Genomic DNA, 14851 nt, shown 5'->3' on the forward strand with positions numbered 1-14851 from the left:
AGTAACCGCATGACCTCCCTAACCCTCTCCCACCTCGCCTGGACGCCCCTGGGCCATGGCCACTGTCATCACCAGTTCCAGCTGCGTGATGCCACGCTGCAGGTGGCGGCCGGGGAGTTTGTCGGGTTGATCGGGCCCAACGGCAGCGGCAAGACCAGCCTGTTGCGCTGCGCCTATCGCTTCAGCCGGCCAGAACATGGCGAGGTCAGGCTCGAACATCACAACCTCTGGAAACAGTCCTCGCGCTGGTGCGCCCAACGCATCGCCGTGGTGCTGCAAGAATTTCCCGATGCCTTCGGCCTGACGGTGGAGGAAGTGGTCGCCATGGGCCGCACGCCCCACAAAGGTCTATTCGACAGCGACAATCACGAAGACCGCCGGCTGGTGCTCCAGGCATTGGCATCGGCAGGGCTCGAAGGTTTTGGCGATCATGCTTTCGCCACGCTGTCGGGAGGGGAAAAACAGCGGGTGATCCTCGCCCGTGCCTTGGCCCAGCAGCCGCAGTTGCTGATCCTCGACGAGCCGACCAACCACCTCGACCCGCACTATCAATTGCAATTGCTGCAACTGATCAAGGGCCTGGGCATCGGCACCCTCGCCAGCCTCCACGACCTGAACCTGGCCGCCGCTTTCTGCGACCGCCTGTACGTGATCGAACACGGGCGCATCGTCGCCAGCGGCACGCCCAAGGACGTCCTCACGGCAGAGCTGTTGCGCGAGGTGTTCGGCGTCGAAGCCCTGGTGGATGACCACCCGCTGTCCGGCTACCCACGAATCACCTGGATAACCCAACCATGACCTTGCGTTTCCTGCTGTTGCTGCCCCTCCTGCTGGTCAGCACGAATGCCCTGGCCGAAGCCACCCGCTACCCGTTGACGGTCCAGAGCTGCAACCGCCAAGTGGTTTTCAACGAGGCCCCTCGCCATGCGGTCAGCCATGACATCAACATGACGCAGATGATGCTCGCCCTGGGCCTCAAGCCGCGCATGGTCGGCTACAGCGGTATCAGCGGCTGGAAATCGGTGACACCCGAGATGGCGAATATCCTCGACGGCCTGCCGGAACTGGCCGCCAAATATCCCTCGGTGGAAACCCTGCTCGATGCCAACGTCGACTTTTTCTTCGCGGGCTGGGACTACGGCATGCGCGTGGGCGGCGACCTGACGCCGCAGACCTTGCAACCGCTGGGCATCAACGTCTACGAACTGACCGAATCCTGCGCCTTCGTGATGAAGCGCCCGGCGGCCTCACTGGAGGACACCTACAATGACCTGCGCAACCTCGGGAAAATCTTCGATGTGCAGGATCGCGCCAATGCGCTGATCGCGACGATGCAGGCCCAGGTGGCCGAAACGCGCAAGCACCTGCCGACCCGACAACCGCGCGTGTTCCTGTATGACAGCGGCGAAGACCGTGCCATGACCTCCGGCCGTCTCGGCATGCCTCAGGCGTTGATTGACGCAGCCGGCGGACGCAACATCCTCGAGGACGTGGAAACCAGTTGGACACGGGTGAACTGGGAGAACGTGGTCGAACGCAACCCGCAGGTGATCGTGATCGTCGACTACGGCGAAGTCAGCGCCGAGCAGAAGCAACAATTCCTGCTGGATAACCCGGCCCTGCAATCGGTGGATGCCATCAAGCAGCGGCGCTTCATCGTGATCCCTTACGTGCAGGCCACGCCGGGCATCGATAACGTGCTGGCGGTGCAAACCCTGGCACGGGGTTTCCACGACCAATGAATAATCGTCGCTACGGCGCCCTGCTGATGGTCCTCGGCGCGCTGTTGCTGGCGTCGTGCGTGGTGTCCCTGGGCTTTGGCCCGGCGCGGGTGCCGGTGGCCGTGGTCTGGGATCTGCTGCTGCACAAGGCCTTCGGTGTGGGCGAGGTCTATTGGACGCCCGGCCAGGAACATATCGTCTGGCTGATCCGCGTCCCGCGCCTGCTGCTCGGAGCCCTGGTCGGTGCCGGGCTGGCGCTGATCGGCGCGGTGCTGCAAGCGGTGACGCGCAACCCGCTGGCCGATCCGCACCTGTTGGGTGTCACCTCCGGTGCGACCTTGGGGGCGGTCATCGTGGTGTTGCATGTCGGTGAAATAATCGGTTTGCTGACCCTGCCTGTCGCGGCCTTCATCGGCGCGCTGCTGAGCATGTTGCTGGTGTTGGCCATCGCTGCCCGCCAAGGCCGGCTGGAGAGTGATCGGCTGTTGCTGTGTGGCGTGGCGGTGTCCTTCGTGATGATGGCGGCGGCCAACCTGTTGTTGTTCCTCGGTGATCATCGTGCCAGTTCGGCGGTGATGTTCTGGATGCTCGGCGGCCTGGGCCTGGCCCGCTGGGAACTGCTGGCCGTGCCGGCCGCCAGTGTGCTGCTGGGGCTGGTGTTGCTGCTGGGCATGGCCCGGCCGTTGAACGCGCTGATGGCCGGCGAACAGACCGCCGTGACCCTGGGTTTGAACGCGGCGAAGGTGCGGTTGTGGATTTTCCTGATCGCGTCGCTGATGACCGGCGTGCTGGTGTCCATCAGCGGCTCGATCGGTTTTGTCGGGCTGATGGTGCCGCACATTGCCCGGCGCCTGGTGGGTGCAGAGCATCGGCGGCTGCTGCCGGCTTGCGTGCTGCTCGGCAGCCTGTTCCTGGTGTGGGTGGACGTGGCGGCCCGCACGTTGATCGCGCCGGAGGACTTGCCGATTGGGGTCGCCACAGCCGCTATCGGCGGACTGTTCTTTATCGGTCTGATGCGCCGTCGCTGAAAAGATGCTTCTTTTTGTAGACGCCGAATAACTCGGTCCCAAGGCCTCCATTGCGAAAATGCTCGAGCTCCGCTCGCACCAGTTCAATCACTAAGGCCCGGTCTTCAGCTTGTTCAAGATTGAAATTCCCGCTGTAGGCAAGATTCACCATTCGCCAGAGGAAGCAGTTGGTGCGGTAAACGTCTACCGGCTTCAGCCAACGCTCAAGGAGCGCGGTAATCTCCTCGCTTCGAATCCCCTCGAAACACCCAATCGAATGGTCCTTGTCCGGAATGACAGCATCGACAACCTGAGTGTCTGCATTTAGTCGGTAGCGCGCCGGCAAGGAAGAGAATGCGGCGTCAGCGGCGATTATTGCGTCGGGCCACAAGCGATTGCCATTACGTCCCACGGCCTCCCCCACACTCCAGAACTCTCCATCATTTTTCAAACTACGGGAGATAAAGCGCATGACCTTTTCCAGTTCTACCAAATGATGCAATGCCGACACACAAATAATGACATCCCACTGTTCACCGGTAGGCACCAGGTTATTCGCATCCGCCACGATCAAATCGAGGTGGATCCCTGGCGGAAACTGCTTTGCCGCGATTTGAAGCAGATCTTCATTGATATCCAGCAACGACCATTCCACGCCTTCGGGAACAGCCGCTGACCAACCGGCCTCTATCCGCGCGGCGCCACTGCAGATCGACAAGACCTTTATCGCCCCGTGGTCCGTGACTTTCCGGCGTAGCCTCGCTTGAAAGTCAGGCGGCATTTGCGGGACGTTCGCCCTCAGCAGACGCGTCGCATAGGCGTAGGCGGCCTCTCCTTCAAACGGCTCCAAAATGACCATGTCAGCCGGCGCACCAGGCCCTTGCGCCTGAACCGGTCCATTTAATCGGCGGACGGCGCGAGCAACGCCCATTGCCGTTTCACTCTGTCGCTCCTGGACGTTTGCATAGAACTCATTCCGGTAGACGCTGCTGAAGTGTGCGATCTCGTTTTTCATGCGCATGGGTTGATGGGTTTTCGCCAGAAGCGCTTTCATTTCCCACTCTCTGGCTATGCACAGGTCAGCGATCGCCAGCCAATCTGCCGTTGGATCGTTCTTCGCCCCAGGCCCACACGCTACCAGGAGACGGCCACGCTTGCCCGCCAACCAAGCCAGATCCAAATCCACCGTCCTCCATTCCGACGCGGTATAGCCTCCGCCAACATGAAACGCTCCAAGTTGAAATTCGGCTTGAGCTTGATCATCGAAAAAAACAACTGAGCAGGTGAGGCCATCCGAACTGATGCTGGGTAGAGCCGCCGAAAAACGAACGTGCAAGGTTGTATCAGCAAACACCTGCAACTCGCTGCTTCGAAGGTGCTCTCCAGCGGTGAGAATCAGCGAATACCTGCCTTCTCTCAAATGCGTCACATGCATCCATTTCGGGTGCTCGGCCGGTTTAACGCCAGGCAATACGTCAAAAACCGCCGTCTCGTCGAGAAGAAAACTGCTCGTAGCGCCAGAATCATTCAAACGGATTTCCCCTGTTCAGAATGGCAGAAGAGTCAGCATAGTCGGGCGGTCGAAAATCTCACCTTGAATTGGCCCACATCCACGCCCCAATGAGGAGCGCCGTATTGCACCAGCGTCCGCGAGGTGGTCGTTGATGGTGCATTGTCGTTTCCTCTCCCGCCGCCAACCCCGCATTTCAAAGCTCTTTGCCCGACCGGGCACATCCCTTGCAAAAGCGCCTTCAGCGTTTGCATCTGCCACCTAAAACTCATAAGTCCATGGAGATCGCACAATGAAGCGTCGTAGCTTGATCAAGGCTTTTACACTCTCGGCAAGTATTGCCGCGATGGGCATGGCCTGGACCGTCCAGGCCGCCGAGACCATCAAGGTCGGCATCTTGCATTCGCTGTCCGGCACCATGGCGATCTCCGAGACGTCCCTCAAGGACATGGCGTTGATGACCATCGACGAGATCAACGCCAAGGGTGGTGTGAACGGCAAGAAGCTCGAAGCGGTGGTCGTGGACCCGGCGTCGAACTGGCCGCTGTTCGCCGAAAAGGGCCGGCAGTTGCTGACCCAGGACAAGGTCGCCGTGGTGTTCGGCTGCTGGACCTCGGTGTCGCGTAAATCCGTGTTGCCGGTATTCGAAGAACTCAATGGCCTGCTGTTCTACCCGGTGCAATACGAAGGCGAAGAAATGTCGCCCAACGTGTTCTACACCGGCGCGGCGCCAAACCAGCAGGCGATTCCGGCGGTGGAATACCTGATGAGCGAAGAAGGCGGCAGCGCCAAGCGTTATTTCCTGCTGGGCACCGACTACGTCTACCCGCGCACCACCAACAAGATCCTGCGTTCGTTCCTGCACTCCAAAGGCGTGGCGGACAAGGACATCGAAGAGGTCTATACCCCGTTCGGCCACAGCGACTACCAGACCATCGTGGCCAACATCAAGAAATTCTCGGCCGGTGGCAAGACCGCGGTCATCTCCACCGTGAACGGCGACTCCAACGTGCCGTTCTACAAAGAACTGGCGAACCAGGGCCTGAAGGCCACCGACGTACCGGTCGTGGCGTTCTCGGTGGGCGAAGAAGAACTGCGCGGCATCGACACCAAGCCACTGGTGGGCAACCTGGCGGCGTGGAATTACTTCGAGTCCGTGGATAACCCGGCGAATAAGAAATTCGTCGATTCCTGGAAAGCCTACGCCAAGGCCAAGAACCTGCCGGGCGCCGACAAAGCGGTGACCAACGACCCGATGGAGGCCACCTACGTCGGCATCCACATGTGGGCGCAAGCGGTGGAAAAAGCCAAGTCCACCGACGTCGACAAAGTCCGCGAAGCCCTGGCCGGCCAGACCTTCGCCGCACCGTCGGGCTACACCCTGACCATGGACAAAACCAACCACCACCTGCACAAGCCGGTGATGATCGGCGAGATCCAGGCCGACGGTCAGTTCAACGTGGTCTGGCAGACCGAAGGGCCGATCCGCGCGCAACCGTGGAGCCCCTTCATCGCCGGCAACGACAAGAAGCCTGACTATGCGGTGAAGAGCAACTGAGCCCATGGGTGTCGGCCCGGGCATGACGCTCGGGTCCGACACAACTCCCTTGTGGGAGCGGGCTTGCTCGCGAATGCGGAGTGTCAGTCAAAGTTGTTCTGCCTGACCCACCGCCTTCGCGAGCAAGCCCGCTCCCACAAAAGAAGTTTTGCGCAAGGCCAACAATATGCCCACTGCCCTCCACCGCTTGATCCTCGCCATCGCACTGTTACTGCCGATGGCCTCATACGCCGGTGACGCCGAAGACTTCGTCGCCGCCAACCCGACCCAGCAGGCCAAGCTTCTGGAAACCTGGGCCGCGCAGCCGGAGCCTGAGCGTGTCGAACTGATCAACGCCCTGCAACAAGGCCAGTTGACCGTCGACGGCCAACCCAAGACCCTGCGCCTGAACAACCGCTTGCGCGGGCTGATCGAAACCGCCCTGGCCAGCCATCAACTGCTCGCCGTCGATGCCCGCGTACGCCTGGCCGCCGCGCAGCAACTGCAAAAAAGCGCCCGCCCGGCGCAACTGGCGTTTCTCGATCGGCAATTGGCCGGCGAGCAGGACGAAGACGTACACGCCGCCCTGAGCCTGGCCCTGGCGAACCTGCAACTGGTGGACACCAACCCCAACGTGCGCCTGGCCGCCGTCCGCCTGCTGGGGGAAACCGGCGACCCGCTGGCCCGCACCCGCCTGGAAGGACTGCTCGAACCCGGCGTCGAAACCGATGCCGCCGTGCGCACCGCCGCTGAGACCAGCCTCAGCCAGGTCAAGCGCAAGCTCCTGGTGGGCGAGTTGCTGGGCCAGGCGTTCAGCGGCATGTCCCTGGGCTCGATTTTGCTGCTCGCCGCCCTCGGCCTGGCGATCACCTTCGGCCTGCTGGGGGTGATCAACATGGCCCACGGCGAGATGCTCATGCTCGGCGCCTACTCCACCTACGTGGTGCAGATGCTGTTCCAGCGCTTCGCCCCGAACGCCATCGAGTTCTATCCGCTGATCGCTTTGCCGGTGGCGTTTTTTATCACCGCCGCCATCGGCATGGCCCTGGAGCGCACGGTGATCCGCCACCTCTACGGACGGCCGCTGGAAACCCTGCTCGCCACCTGGGGCATCAGCCTGATGCTGATCCAATTGGTGCGCCTGGTGTTCGGCGCGCAGAACGTCGAAGTCGCCAACCCGGCGTGGCTGTCGGGCGGGATCCAGGTGTTGCCGAACCTGGTGTTGCCGTACAACCGCATCGTGATCATCGCCTTCGCGCTGTTCGTGGTGGCGCTGACCTGGCTGCTGCTGAACAAGACGCGCCTGGGCCTGAACGTCCGCGCGGTGACCCAGAACCGCAACATGGCCGCCTGCTGCGGCGTGCCCACCGGGCGCGTGGACATGCTCGCCTTCGGCCTCGGCTCGGGCATCGCCGGGCTCGGGGGCGTGGCCCTGAGCCAGATCGGCAACGTCGGCCCGGACCTGGGCCAGAGCTACATCATCGACTCGTTCCTGGTGGTGGTGCTCGGCGGCGTCGGCCAGTTGGCCGGTAGCGTGTTCGCCGCGTTCGGCCTGGGCATCGCCAACAAGATCCTTGAACCGCAGATCGGCGCCGTGCTCGGCAAGATCCTGATCCTCGCGCTGATCATTCTGTTCATCCAGAAGCGTCCGCAAGGCCTCTTCGCGCTCAAAGGACGGGTAATCGACTGATGAACCAGCCCCTGATGCTCACGGCCACGCAAAAGGCCGGCCCCAAAGTTACCCTCGCCGTCGGCGCGCTGATCCTCGCCGTGCTGCTGAGCCTGCCGCTGCTGTCGCTGCTGGCGGCGGACCATCCGCTGCACGTCTCGGCCTACACCCTGACCCTGGTGGGCAAGATTCTCTGCTATGCCATCGTCGCCTTGGCGCTGGACCTGGTCTGGGGCTACGCCGGCTTGCTCTCCCTGGGCCACGGTTTGTTCTTCGCCCTGGGCGGCTATGCCATGGGCATGTACCTGATGCGCCAGGCCGCCGGGGATGGCTTGCCGGCATTCATGACCTTCCTGTCGTGGTCCGAGTTGCCCTGGTACTGGGCCGGCACCGACAGTTTCCTCTGGGCGATGTGCCTGGTGGTGCTGGCGCCGGGTTTGCTGGCCTTGGTGTTTGGTTTCTTCGCCTTCCGCTCGCGGATCAAGGGCGTGTATTTCTCGATCATGACCCAGGCCCTGACCTTCGCCGGAATGTTGCTGTTCTTCCGCAACGAAACCGGGTTTGGCGGCAATAACGGCTTCACCAACTTCCGTTCGATCCTGGGTTTTGGCATCACCGAGCCAGGCACCCGGGCGGTGCTGTTTTTCGCCACGGTGTTGCTGCTGGTGACGAGCCTGTTCATCGGCTGGCGCCTGGCCCGCAGCAAGTTCGGCCGGGTGCTGACCGCCCTGCGCGACGCGGAAAACCGCCTGATGTTCTGCGGCTACGATCCCCGGGGGTTCAAGCTGTTCGTCTGGGTCTTGAGCGCGGTGTTGTGCGGTTTGGCCGGGGCGTTGTATGTGCCGCAGGTGGGCATCATCAACCCCAGCGAAATGTCGCCGACCAACTCCATCGAAGCCGCCGTGTGGGTCGCCCTCGGCGGACGCGGCACGTTGATCGGGCCGTTGCTGGGCGCCGGCGTCGTCAATGGCATGAAGAGCTGGTTCACCGTGGCGTTTCCTGAGTATTGGCTGTTCTTCCTCGGCGCCCTGTTCATCGTTGTTACGCTGTATCTGCCTAAAGGCGTGATCGGCTTGCTGAAGAAAAGGGGCGAATGATGCGCATCACTCCAACGGCGGATTTCATGCTCGAACCCATTCTGGAGCCCAACAAAGACCAAGGCAGCAGCCGCGACGCCATTGGCCTCGGCCAGGCGGCCGGCGTGGGCCTGAACACCCGCCACGGCACCATCCTGACCCTGGAAGACATCAGCGTCAGCTTCGATGGTTTCAAGGCCTTGAACGATTTGAACCTGTACATCGGCGTCGGTGAGTTGCGCTGCATCATCGGCCCCAACGGCGCGGGCAAAACCACGTTGATGGATGTCATCACCGGCAAGACCCGCCCCAGCCACGGCAAGGCCTGGTTCGGCGAGACCCTCGACCTGACGACCATGAGCGAAGTACAGATCGCCCAGGCCGGCATCGGTCGCAAGTTCCAGAAACCGACGGTGTTCGAAGCCCTGAGCGTGTTCGAGAACCTGGAGCTGGCGCTCAAGACCGACAAATCGGTGTGGGCCAGCTTGCGGGCAAGACTGACCGGCGAGCAGCACGACCGCATCAACGAAGTGCTCGAGACCATCCGTCTCACCACCTCGGTCAACCGCGCCGCCGGGCTGTTGTCCCACGGCCAGAAGCAGTTCCTGGAGATCGGCATGCTGTTGGTGCAGGACCCGCAATTGCTGCTGCTCGACGAACCGGTGGCGGGCATGACCGACGCGGAAACCGAGTTCACCGCCGAGCTGTTCAAGTCCCTGGCGGGCAAGCATTCGCTGATGGTGGTGGAGCACGACATGGGCTTCGTCGGCGCGATCGCCGACCACGTCACCGTGTTGCACCAGGGCAGCGTGCTGGCCGAAGGGTCGCTGGAACAGGTGCAGGCCGATGAGCGGGTGATCGAGGTTTACCTCGGTCGCTAGATCTGCAAACACTGTTGCTTCCTGTGGGAGCGAGCCTGCTCGCGAATGCGGGATATCAGTCGGGACAACTGTGACTGACACACCGCTTTCGCGAGCAGGCTCGCTCCCACAAGGGATACAAGGGGATTCAAGACATGCTGCAAGTCGAAAAGCTCCACCAATACTACGGCGGTAGCCACATCCTGCGCGGCCTGTCGTTCGACGTGAAGGTTGGCGAGGTGACGTGCCTGCTGGGTCGCAACGGCGTGGGCAAGACCACCCTGCTCAAATGCCTGATGGGCCTGCTGCCGGCCAAGGAGGGCGCGGTGAATTGGGAAGGCAAGGCCATCACCACGTTCAAGCCGCACCAACGGGTGCACGCCGGCATTGCCTACGTGCCCCAGGGCCGGGAGATTTTTGGGCGGCTGACGGTGGAAGAAAACCTGCTGATGGGCCTGTCGCGCTTTCCGGGTTCAGAAGCCAAGGAAGTGCCAGCCTTTATCTACGAATTGTTCCCGGTGCTGCTGCAGATGAAACAGCGCCGGGGCGGTGACCTGTCCGGCGGCCAGCAACAGCAGCTCGCCATCGGCCGGGCCCTGGCCAGTCGGCCGCGCTTGCTGATTCTCGACGAGCCCACCGAAGGCATCCAGCCGTCGGTGATCAAGGAGATCGGCGCGGTGATCAAGAAACTGGCGGCCCGGGGCGACATGGCGATTTTGCTGGTGGAGCAGTTCTACGATTTCGCCGCCGAGCTGGCCGATCAGTACCTGGTGATGTCCCGGGGCGAGATCGTGCAGCAGGGCCGCGGAGAAAATATGGAAGCCGAGGGTGTACGCGGGCTGGTAACGATCTAGGCTTAGCGTCCCGACGACAATCAGAAAATCATGAATCTACCTGTATCGCCATCAGCCCTGTTCACCCCCAACTGGCATGCCGAGCTGGACTTGGGCTATGCCCGCTTCGGCGATTGCACACGCCCGGTACAGCGTCGCCACAAAGGCCCGCTGCGGGTGCAGAAGCATTTGTACGCTGAAGGCCCCGAGGTGTGCCAGCACATCATCGTCCACCCGCCCGGCGGGATTGCCGGCGGTGATCGACTGGACATCTCGGCCCACGTCGGCCCGGGCGCCTGGGCGCAGCTGACCAGCCCTGGCGCGGCCAAGTGGTACCGCGCCGCCGGCCCGGCGTACCAGCAACTGACCCTGAGCGTGGCCCCCGGCGCGACCCTGGAATGGCTGCCCCAGGAAACCATCGTCTTCAGTGCGGCCCAGGCCGAGCTCAGCACGGGCATCGACCTGCAGGGCGATGCCCGGTTGTTCTACTGGGACATGGTTGCCCTCGGCCGTCCGGCCAGCGGCGAGCGATTCGACCTTGGGCACTTTCAATCGCGGCTGGACATCCGTCGCGACGGCCAGTTGCTGTGGCATGAGCGCCAGCGCATCGGCGGCGGCGATGGGCTGCTGGACTCGCCCATCGGCCTGGGCGGTGACCCGGTGTTCGCCACGTTGCTGGTGACCGGCGAGATCGACAGCGAACTGCTTGAACGCTGCCGATCCCTCGGCCATGCCGTGCGCGGCGACCTGACCCAACTGCCCGGTTTGCTCGTGGCCCGTTGCCTGGCGAGCGAGGCGCTGCTGGCGCGGGGGTGGTTGATTGAGTTGTGGCGCTTGCTCAGGCCTGCATTGCTCGGAAGAGAAGCCATGCCACCGAGAATCTGGAGTACCTGAATCTGCTTTCCCTGTGGGAGCGGGCTTGCTCGCGAATGCGGTCCCACATACAACATTTGAGTCGACTGACACACCGCCTTCGCGAGCAAGCCCGCTCCCACAGTGGAATGTGTTTAACGCAAAAAATTATCTGCCCTTATGGATTGCACATGGACCTGACCCCACGCGAAAAAGACAAGATGCTGATCTTCACCGCCGGCCTCGTCGCCGAACGGCGGTTGGCTCGAGGCTTGAAACTCAACTACCCGGAGGCCATGGCCTACATCTCCGCCGCGCTGCTGGAAGGCGCCCGCGACGGCCAGACCGTGGCCGAGCTGATGCACTACGGCACCACGCTGCTGAGCCGCGAGCAGGTGATGGAAGGTATCCCGGAGATGATCCCGGAGATCCAGGTCGAAGCGACGTTTCCCGACGGCACCAAACTGGTCACCGTCCACCAGCCCATCGCCTGAGGCCACGCCATGACTGCCCATGTTCGTGACGCCCAACCCGCCGACCTGCCGGCGATCCGCGACATCTACAACGACGCCGTGCTCAACACCACGGCGATCTGGAACGAACAGCCCGTGGACCTGGGCAATCGCCAGGCCTGGTTCAGCGCCCGGCAAACCCAGGGTTACCCGGTGCTCGTCGCCGTCGACACCGAGGACAACGTGCTCGGCTACGCTTCCTTCGGCGATTGGCGGCCATTCGACGGCTTCCGTCACACCGTCGAGCATTCCGTGTACGTCTGCCGCGACCAGCGCGGCAACGGCCTTGGCCCGTTGCTGATGGCCGTCCTCATCGAGCGCGCCAGGGCCTGCGATAAACACGTCATGGTCGCCGCCATCGAGAGCGGCAACGCGGCCTCGATTCGCCTGCATGAGCGGATCGGTTTCGTTACCACCGGGCAGATGCCCCAGGTGGGCACCAAGTTCGGCCGTTGGCTGGACCTGACGTTCATGCAGTTGGTCCTCAACCCCGGGGCGCCACCGCCCGCCATCGACAAGGAGTGATACCAATGAACGCCGCCCAGTTGCGTCGAGTCCATGCTGAAAGCTTTGCCCATTACCGCCAGGGCCTGATCGATCTGCTGCTCGACGCTGTCGGTTACGGCGCCAGCGTCGGGTTCATGGCCGACCTTGATGCCGTCCAGGCCCGTGCCTATTTCGATGACGTCCAGACCAGCCTCAACCAAGGTCACCTGCTGCTATGGGTGGTGGTCAAGGATGAGCAGGTACAAGCCAGCGTCCAGCTTGCCCTGTGCCAGAAACCCAATGGCCGCAACCGCGCCGAAGTGCAGAAGCTGCTGGTGCGCGGCGAGGCCCGCCGTCGGGGGCTGGGCCAGCAATTGATGAGCGCCCTGGAACTCGGCGCCCGCCAGCACAAGCGCGGCCTGTTGTACCTCGACACCGAGGCCGGTTCCGAGGCCGAGGCGTTCTACCGCGCCATGGGCTACACCCGCGTCGGCGAGCTGCCCGACTATTGCCAGAGCCCGGACGGGACGTATACCGCGACCACCATTTACTACAAGACTTTGGGGCAACCGCAATGATTCCAGGGCAATACCAGGTCCAGCCCGGCGACATCGAACTCAACGTCGGCCGCCGCACGCTCACGCTGAACGTCGCCAACAGCGGCGACCGGCCGATCCAGGTCGGCTCGCACTATCACTTTTTCGAGACCAACGATGCCCTGACCTTCGACCGCGCCGCCAGCCGTGGCATGCGCCTGAACATCCCGGCCGGCACGGCGGTGCGCTTCGAACCGGGCCAGAGCCGCGAGGTGGAACTGGTGGACCTGGCCGGGCATCGCCGGGTGTTCGGGTTTGCCGGGCGGGTCATGGGCGACCTGGACTGAAGCGCCTCTGTGGCGAGGGAGCTTGCTCCCGCTCGGTTGCGCAGCAACCGCAAAAAAGCGAGGGCCACTACGTAGCCCAGCGGGAGCAAGCTCCCTCGCCACAATGGACTGCATACGACTTAAGAACCTCAAGGCGAGCACATGAAGATTTCGAGACAAGCCTACGCCGACATGTTCGGCCCCACCGTCGGCGACAAGGTCCGCCTGGCCGACACCGAGTTGTGGATCGAAGTGGAGAAGGACTTCACCACCTACGGCGAAGAAGTGAAGTTCGGCGGCGGCAAGGTGATTCGCGACGGCATGGGCCAGAGCCAATTGTTGGCCGCCGAGGTCGTCGACACGCTGATCACCAACGCACTGATCATTGACCACTGGGGCATCGTCAAGGCCGATGTCGGTCTCAAGGACGGGCGCATCGCAGCGATTGGCAAGGCCGGCAACCCGGACATCCAGCCCGACGTCACCATCGCCATCGGCGCCAGCACCGAAGTGATTGCCGGCGAAGGCATGATCCTCACCGCCGGCGGTATCGACACCCACATCCACTTCATCTGCCCGCAGCAGATCGAAGAAGCGCTGATGAGCGGCGTCACCACCATGATCGGCGGCGGCACGGGCCCGGCCACCGGGACCAACGCCACCACCTGCACCTCCGGGCCGTGGCACCTCGCGCGGATGCTCCAGGCCGCCGATGCCTTCCCGATGAACATGGGGTTCACCGGCAAGGGCAACGCCAGCCTGCCGGAGCCGCTGATCGAGCAGGTCAAGGCCGGCGCCATCGGTCTGAAGCTGCACGAAGACTGGGGCACCACTCCGGCGGCCATCGACAACTGCCTGAGCGTGGCCGACCAGTACGACGTGCAGGTGGCGATCCACACCGACACCCTCAACGAGTCCGGTTTCGTCGAGACCACCCTGGCCGCGTTCAAGGGCCGCACCATCCACACCTACCACACCGAAGGCGCCGGTGGCGGCCATGCGCCGGACATCATCAAGGCCTGCGGTTTCCCCAACGTGCTGCCCAGCTCCACCAACCCGACCCGACCGTTCACCCGCAACACCATCGATGAACACCTGGACATGCTGATGGTCTGCCATCACCTGGACCCGAGCATCGCCGAAGACGTGGCGTTCGCCGAAAGCCGTATCCGTCGCGAGACCATCGCCGCCGAAGACATCCTCCACGACCTCGGCGCCTTCTCGATGATCAGCTCCGACAGCCAGGCCATGGGCCGCGTCGGCGAAGTCATCACGCGCACCTGGCAGACCGCCGACAAGATGAAGAAGCAACGTGGCGCCCTGCCCGGCGACGGCGAAGGCAACGACAATTTCCGCATCAAGCGCTACATCGCCAAGTACACCATCAACCCGGCGATCACCCACGGCATCAGCCATGAAGTGGGTTCCATCGAAGTGGGCAAATGGGCCGACCTGGTGCTGTGGCGTCCGGCGTTCTTCGGCGTCAAGCCGACATTGATCCTCAAGGGCGGAGCGATTGCCGCCAGCCTGATGGGCGACGCCAATGCCTCGATCCCGACGCCGCAACCGGTGCACTACCGGCCGATGTTCGCCAGCTACGGCGGCTCACGGCATGCCACCAGCCTGACGTTTATCAGCCAGGCCGCCGCCGAGGCTGGGCTGCCGGAACAGCTTGGGTTGAAGAAAAGAATCGCCGTGGTCAAAGGCTGCCGCGACGTGCAGAAAACCGACCTGATCCACAACGACTACCTGCCGAGCATCGACGTCGACCCGCAGACCTACCAGGTCAAGGCCGACGGCGTGTTGTTGTGGTGTGAACCGGCGGACGTGCTGCCGATGGCGCAGCGGTATTTCCTGTTCTGAAAGGAATAACTGGCCGAACGAGTACCTGTGGCGAGGGAGCTTGCTCCCGCTCGGCTGCGCAGC

The 14851-nt window shown here is 62.9% G+C and carries 15 protein-coding genes; 14 read left to right on the top strand and 1 reads right to left on the bottom strand.

The features are described 5' to 3' along the window. Positions 1-9: 9 nt before the first annotated feature. From HU715_RS26550 to HU715_RS26560, 3 genes are read left to right on the top strand one after another with little or no spacing between them, the layout of a single operon-like run. A complete protein-coding gene (locus HU715_RS26550) occupies positions 10-798 on the top strand; it encodes an ABC transporter ATP-binding protein (protein WP_186707764.1) in 789 nt (262 codons plus the stop codon). After that, a complete protein-coding gene (locus HU715_RS26555; protein WP_186707767.1) occupies positions 795-1742 on the top strand; it encodes an ABC transporter substrate-binding protein in 948 nt (315 codons plus the stop codon). The genes HU715_RS26550 and HU715_RS26555 overlap by 4 nt, the downstream gene beginning before the upstream one ends. Then, the gene (locus HU715_RS26560; protein ID WP_186707769.1) at positions 1739-2749 is read left to right on the top strand and encodes a FecCD family ABC transporter permease; all 1011 of its coding nucleotides are present in this window, start codon (positions 1739-1741) and stop codon (positions 2747-2749) included. Before HU715_RS26555 ends, HU715_RS26560 begins: the two co-directional genes overlap by 4 nt. On the opposite strand, the gene HU715_RS26565 is transcribed toward HU715_RS26560, so the two are convergent. Beyond that, positions 2724-4259, bottom strand: coding sequence for a class I SAM-dependent methyltransferase (locus tag HU715_RS26565; protein WP_186707771.1), 1536 nt, complete (start codon positions 4257-4259; stop codon positions 2724-2726). The genes HU715_RS26560 and HU715_RS26565 overlap by 26 nt on opposite strands. Positions 4260-4530: 271 nt before the next feature. On the opposite strand from HU715_RS26565, the gene urtA reads away from it, so the two are divergent. From urtA to ureC, 11 genes are all read left to right on the top strand, one after another. Next, the gene (gene urtA, locus HU715_RS26570) at positions 4531-5796 is read left to right on the top strand and encodes an urea ABC transporter substrate-binding protein (protein ID WP_025211599.1); all 1266 of its coding nucleotides are present in this window, start codon (positions 4531-4533) and stop codon (positions 5794-5796) included. Between the two features lie 166 nt (positions 5797-5962). Continuing rightward, positions 5963-7465, top strand: coding sequence for an urea ABC transporter permease subunit UrtB (urtB, locus tag HU715_RS26575; protein WP_186707773.1), 1503 nt, complete (start codon positions 5963-5965; stop codon positions 7463-7465). Next, positions 7465-8541: an urea ABC transporter permease subunit UrtC gene (gene urtC / locus HU715_RS26580; protein WP_186707775.1), complete on the top strand. Its 1077-nt coding sequence runs from the start codon at positions 7465-7467 to the stop codon at positions 8539-8541. The genes urtB and urtC overlap by 1 nt, the downstream gene beginning before the upstream one ends. Next, the gene (gene urtD / locus HU715_RS26585) at positions 8541-9401 is read left to right on the top strand and encodes an urea ABC transporter ATP-binding protein UrtD (RefSeq protein WP_186707777.1); all 861 of its coding nucleotides are present in this window, start codon (positions 8541-8543) and stop codon (positions 9399-9401) included. The genes urtC and urtD overlap by 1 nt, the downstream gene beginning before the upstream one ends. Positions 9402-9535: 134 nt before the next feature. Beyond that, a complete protein-coding gene (gene urtE, locus HU715_RS26590) occupies positions 9536-10234 on the top strand; it encodes an urea ABC transporter ATP-binding subunit UrtE (protein ID WP_181287336.1) in 699 nt (232 codons plus the stop codon). Positions 10235-10264: 30 nt separating this feature from the next. Beyond that, positions 10265-11107, top strand: coding sequence for an urease accessory protein UreD (locus HU715_RS26595; RefSeq protein ID WP_186707779.1), 843 nt, complete (start codon positions 10265-10267; stop codon positions 11105-11107). Positions 11108-11256: 149 nt separating this feature from the next. After that, a complete protein-coding gene (gene ureA, locus HU715_RS26600) occupies positions 11257-11559 on the top strand; it encodes an urease subunit gamma (RefSeq protein ID WP_003186301.1) in 303 nt (100 codons plus the stop codon). 9 nt (positions 11560-11568) lie between these two features. Beyond that, complete coding sequence (locus tag HU715_RS26605; protein ID WP_186707781.1) at positions 11569-12102, top strand: GNAT family N-acetyltransferase; 534 nt, start codon at positions 11569-11571, stop codon at positions 12100-12102. 5 nt (positions 12103-12107) lie between these two features. Further along, positions 12108-12641, top strand: a complete 534-nt coding sequence (locus HU715_RS26610; RefSeq protein ID WP_186707783.1) for a GNAT family N-acetyltransferase — start codon at positions 12108-12110, stop codon at positions 12639-12641. Next, positions 12638-12946, top strand: coding sequence for an urease subunit beta (locus HU715_RS26615; protein ID WP_003186307.1), 309 nt, complete (start codon positions 12638-12640; stop codon positions 12944-12946). Before HU715_RS26610 ends, HU715_RS26615 begins: the two co-directional genes overlap by 4 nt. Positions 12947-13087: 141 nt before the next feature. Continuing rightward, positions 13088-14788: an urease subunit alpha gene (gene ureC, locus HU715_RS26620; RefSeq protein ID WP_186707785.1), complete on the top strand. Its 1701-nt coding sequence runs from the start codon at positions 13088-13090 to the stop codon at positions 14786-14788. Positions 14789-14851: the final 63 nt, after the last annotated feature.

Origin of the sequence: Pseudomonas zanjanensis (assembly GCF_014268745.2) — a bacterium.
Lineage (GTDB): Bacteria > Pseudomonadota > Gammaproteobacteria > Pseudomonadales > Pseudomonadaceae > Aquipseudomonas > Aquipseudomonas zanjanensis.

What these genes read in the sequence shown, in the direction of transcription:
- urtE (WP_181287336.1), top strand. Translation starts at nt 9,536, where the DNA reads ATGCTGCAAGTCGAAAAGCTCCACCAATACTACGGCGGTAGCCACATC.
- HU715_RS26555 (WP_186707767.1), top strand. Translation starts at nt 795, where the DNA reads ATGACCTTGCGTTTCCTGCTGTTGCTGCCCCTCCTGCTGGTCAGCACG.
- HU715_RS26595 (WP_186707779.1), top strand. Translation starts at nt 10,265, where the DNA reads ATGAATCTACCTGTATCGCCATCAGCCCTGTTCACCCCCAACTGGCAT.
- urtD (WP_186707777.1), top strand. Translation starts at nt 8,541, where the DNA reads ATGCGCATCACTCCAACGGCGGATTTCATGCTCGAACCCATTCTGGAG.
- urtA (WP_025211599.1), top strand. Translation starts at nt 4,531, where the DNA reads ATGAAGCGTCGTAGCTTGATCAAGGCTTTTACACTCTCGGCAAGTATT.
- HU715_RS26560 (WP_186707769.1), top strand. Translation starts at nt 1,739, where the DNA reads ATGAATAATCGTCGCTACGGCGCCCTGCTGATGGTCCTCGGCGCGCTG.
- HU715_RS26610 (WP_186707783.1), top strand. Translation starts at nt 12,108, where the DNA reads ATGAACGCCGCCCAGTTGCGTCGAGTCCATGCTGAAAGCTTTGCCCAT.
- HU715_RS26615 (WP_003186307.1), top strand. Translation starts at nt 12,638, where the DNA reads ATGATTCCAGGGCAATACCAGGTCCAGCCCGGCGACATCGAACTCAAC.
- urtB (WP_186707773.1), top strand. Translation starts at nt 5,963, where the DNA reads ATGCCCACTGCCCTCCACCGCTTGATCCTCGCCATCGCACTGTTACTG.
- urtC (WP_186707775.1), top strand. Translation starts at nt 7,465, where the DNA reads ATGAACCAGCCCCTGATGCTCACGGCCACGCAAAAGGCCGGCCCCAAA.
- HU715_RS26605 (WP_186707781.1), top strand. Translation starts at nt 11,569, where the DNA reads ATGACTGCCCATGTTCGTGACGCCCAACCCGCCGACCTGCCGGCGATC.
- ureC (WP_186707785.1), top strand. Translation starts at nt 13,088, where the DNA reads ATGAAGATTTCGAGACAAGCCTACGCCGACATGTTCGGCCCCACCGTC.
- ureA (WP_003186301.1), top strand. Translation starts at nt 11,257, where the DNA reads ATGGACCTGACCCCACGCGAAAAAGACAAGATGCTGATCTTCACCGCC.
- HU715_RS26550 (WP_186707764.1), top strand. Translation starts at nt 10, where the DNA reads ATGACCTCCCTAACCCTCTCCCACCTCGCCTGGACGCCCCTGGGCCAT.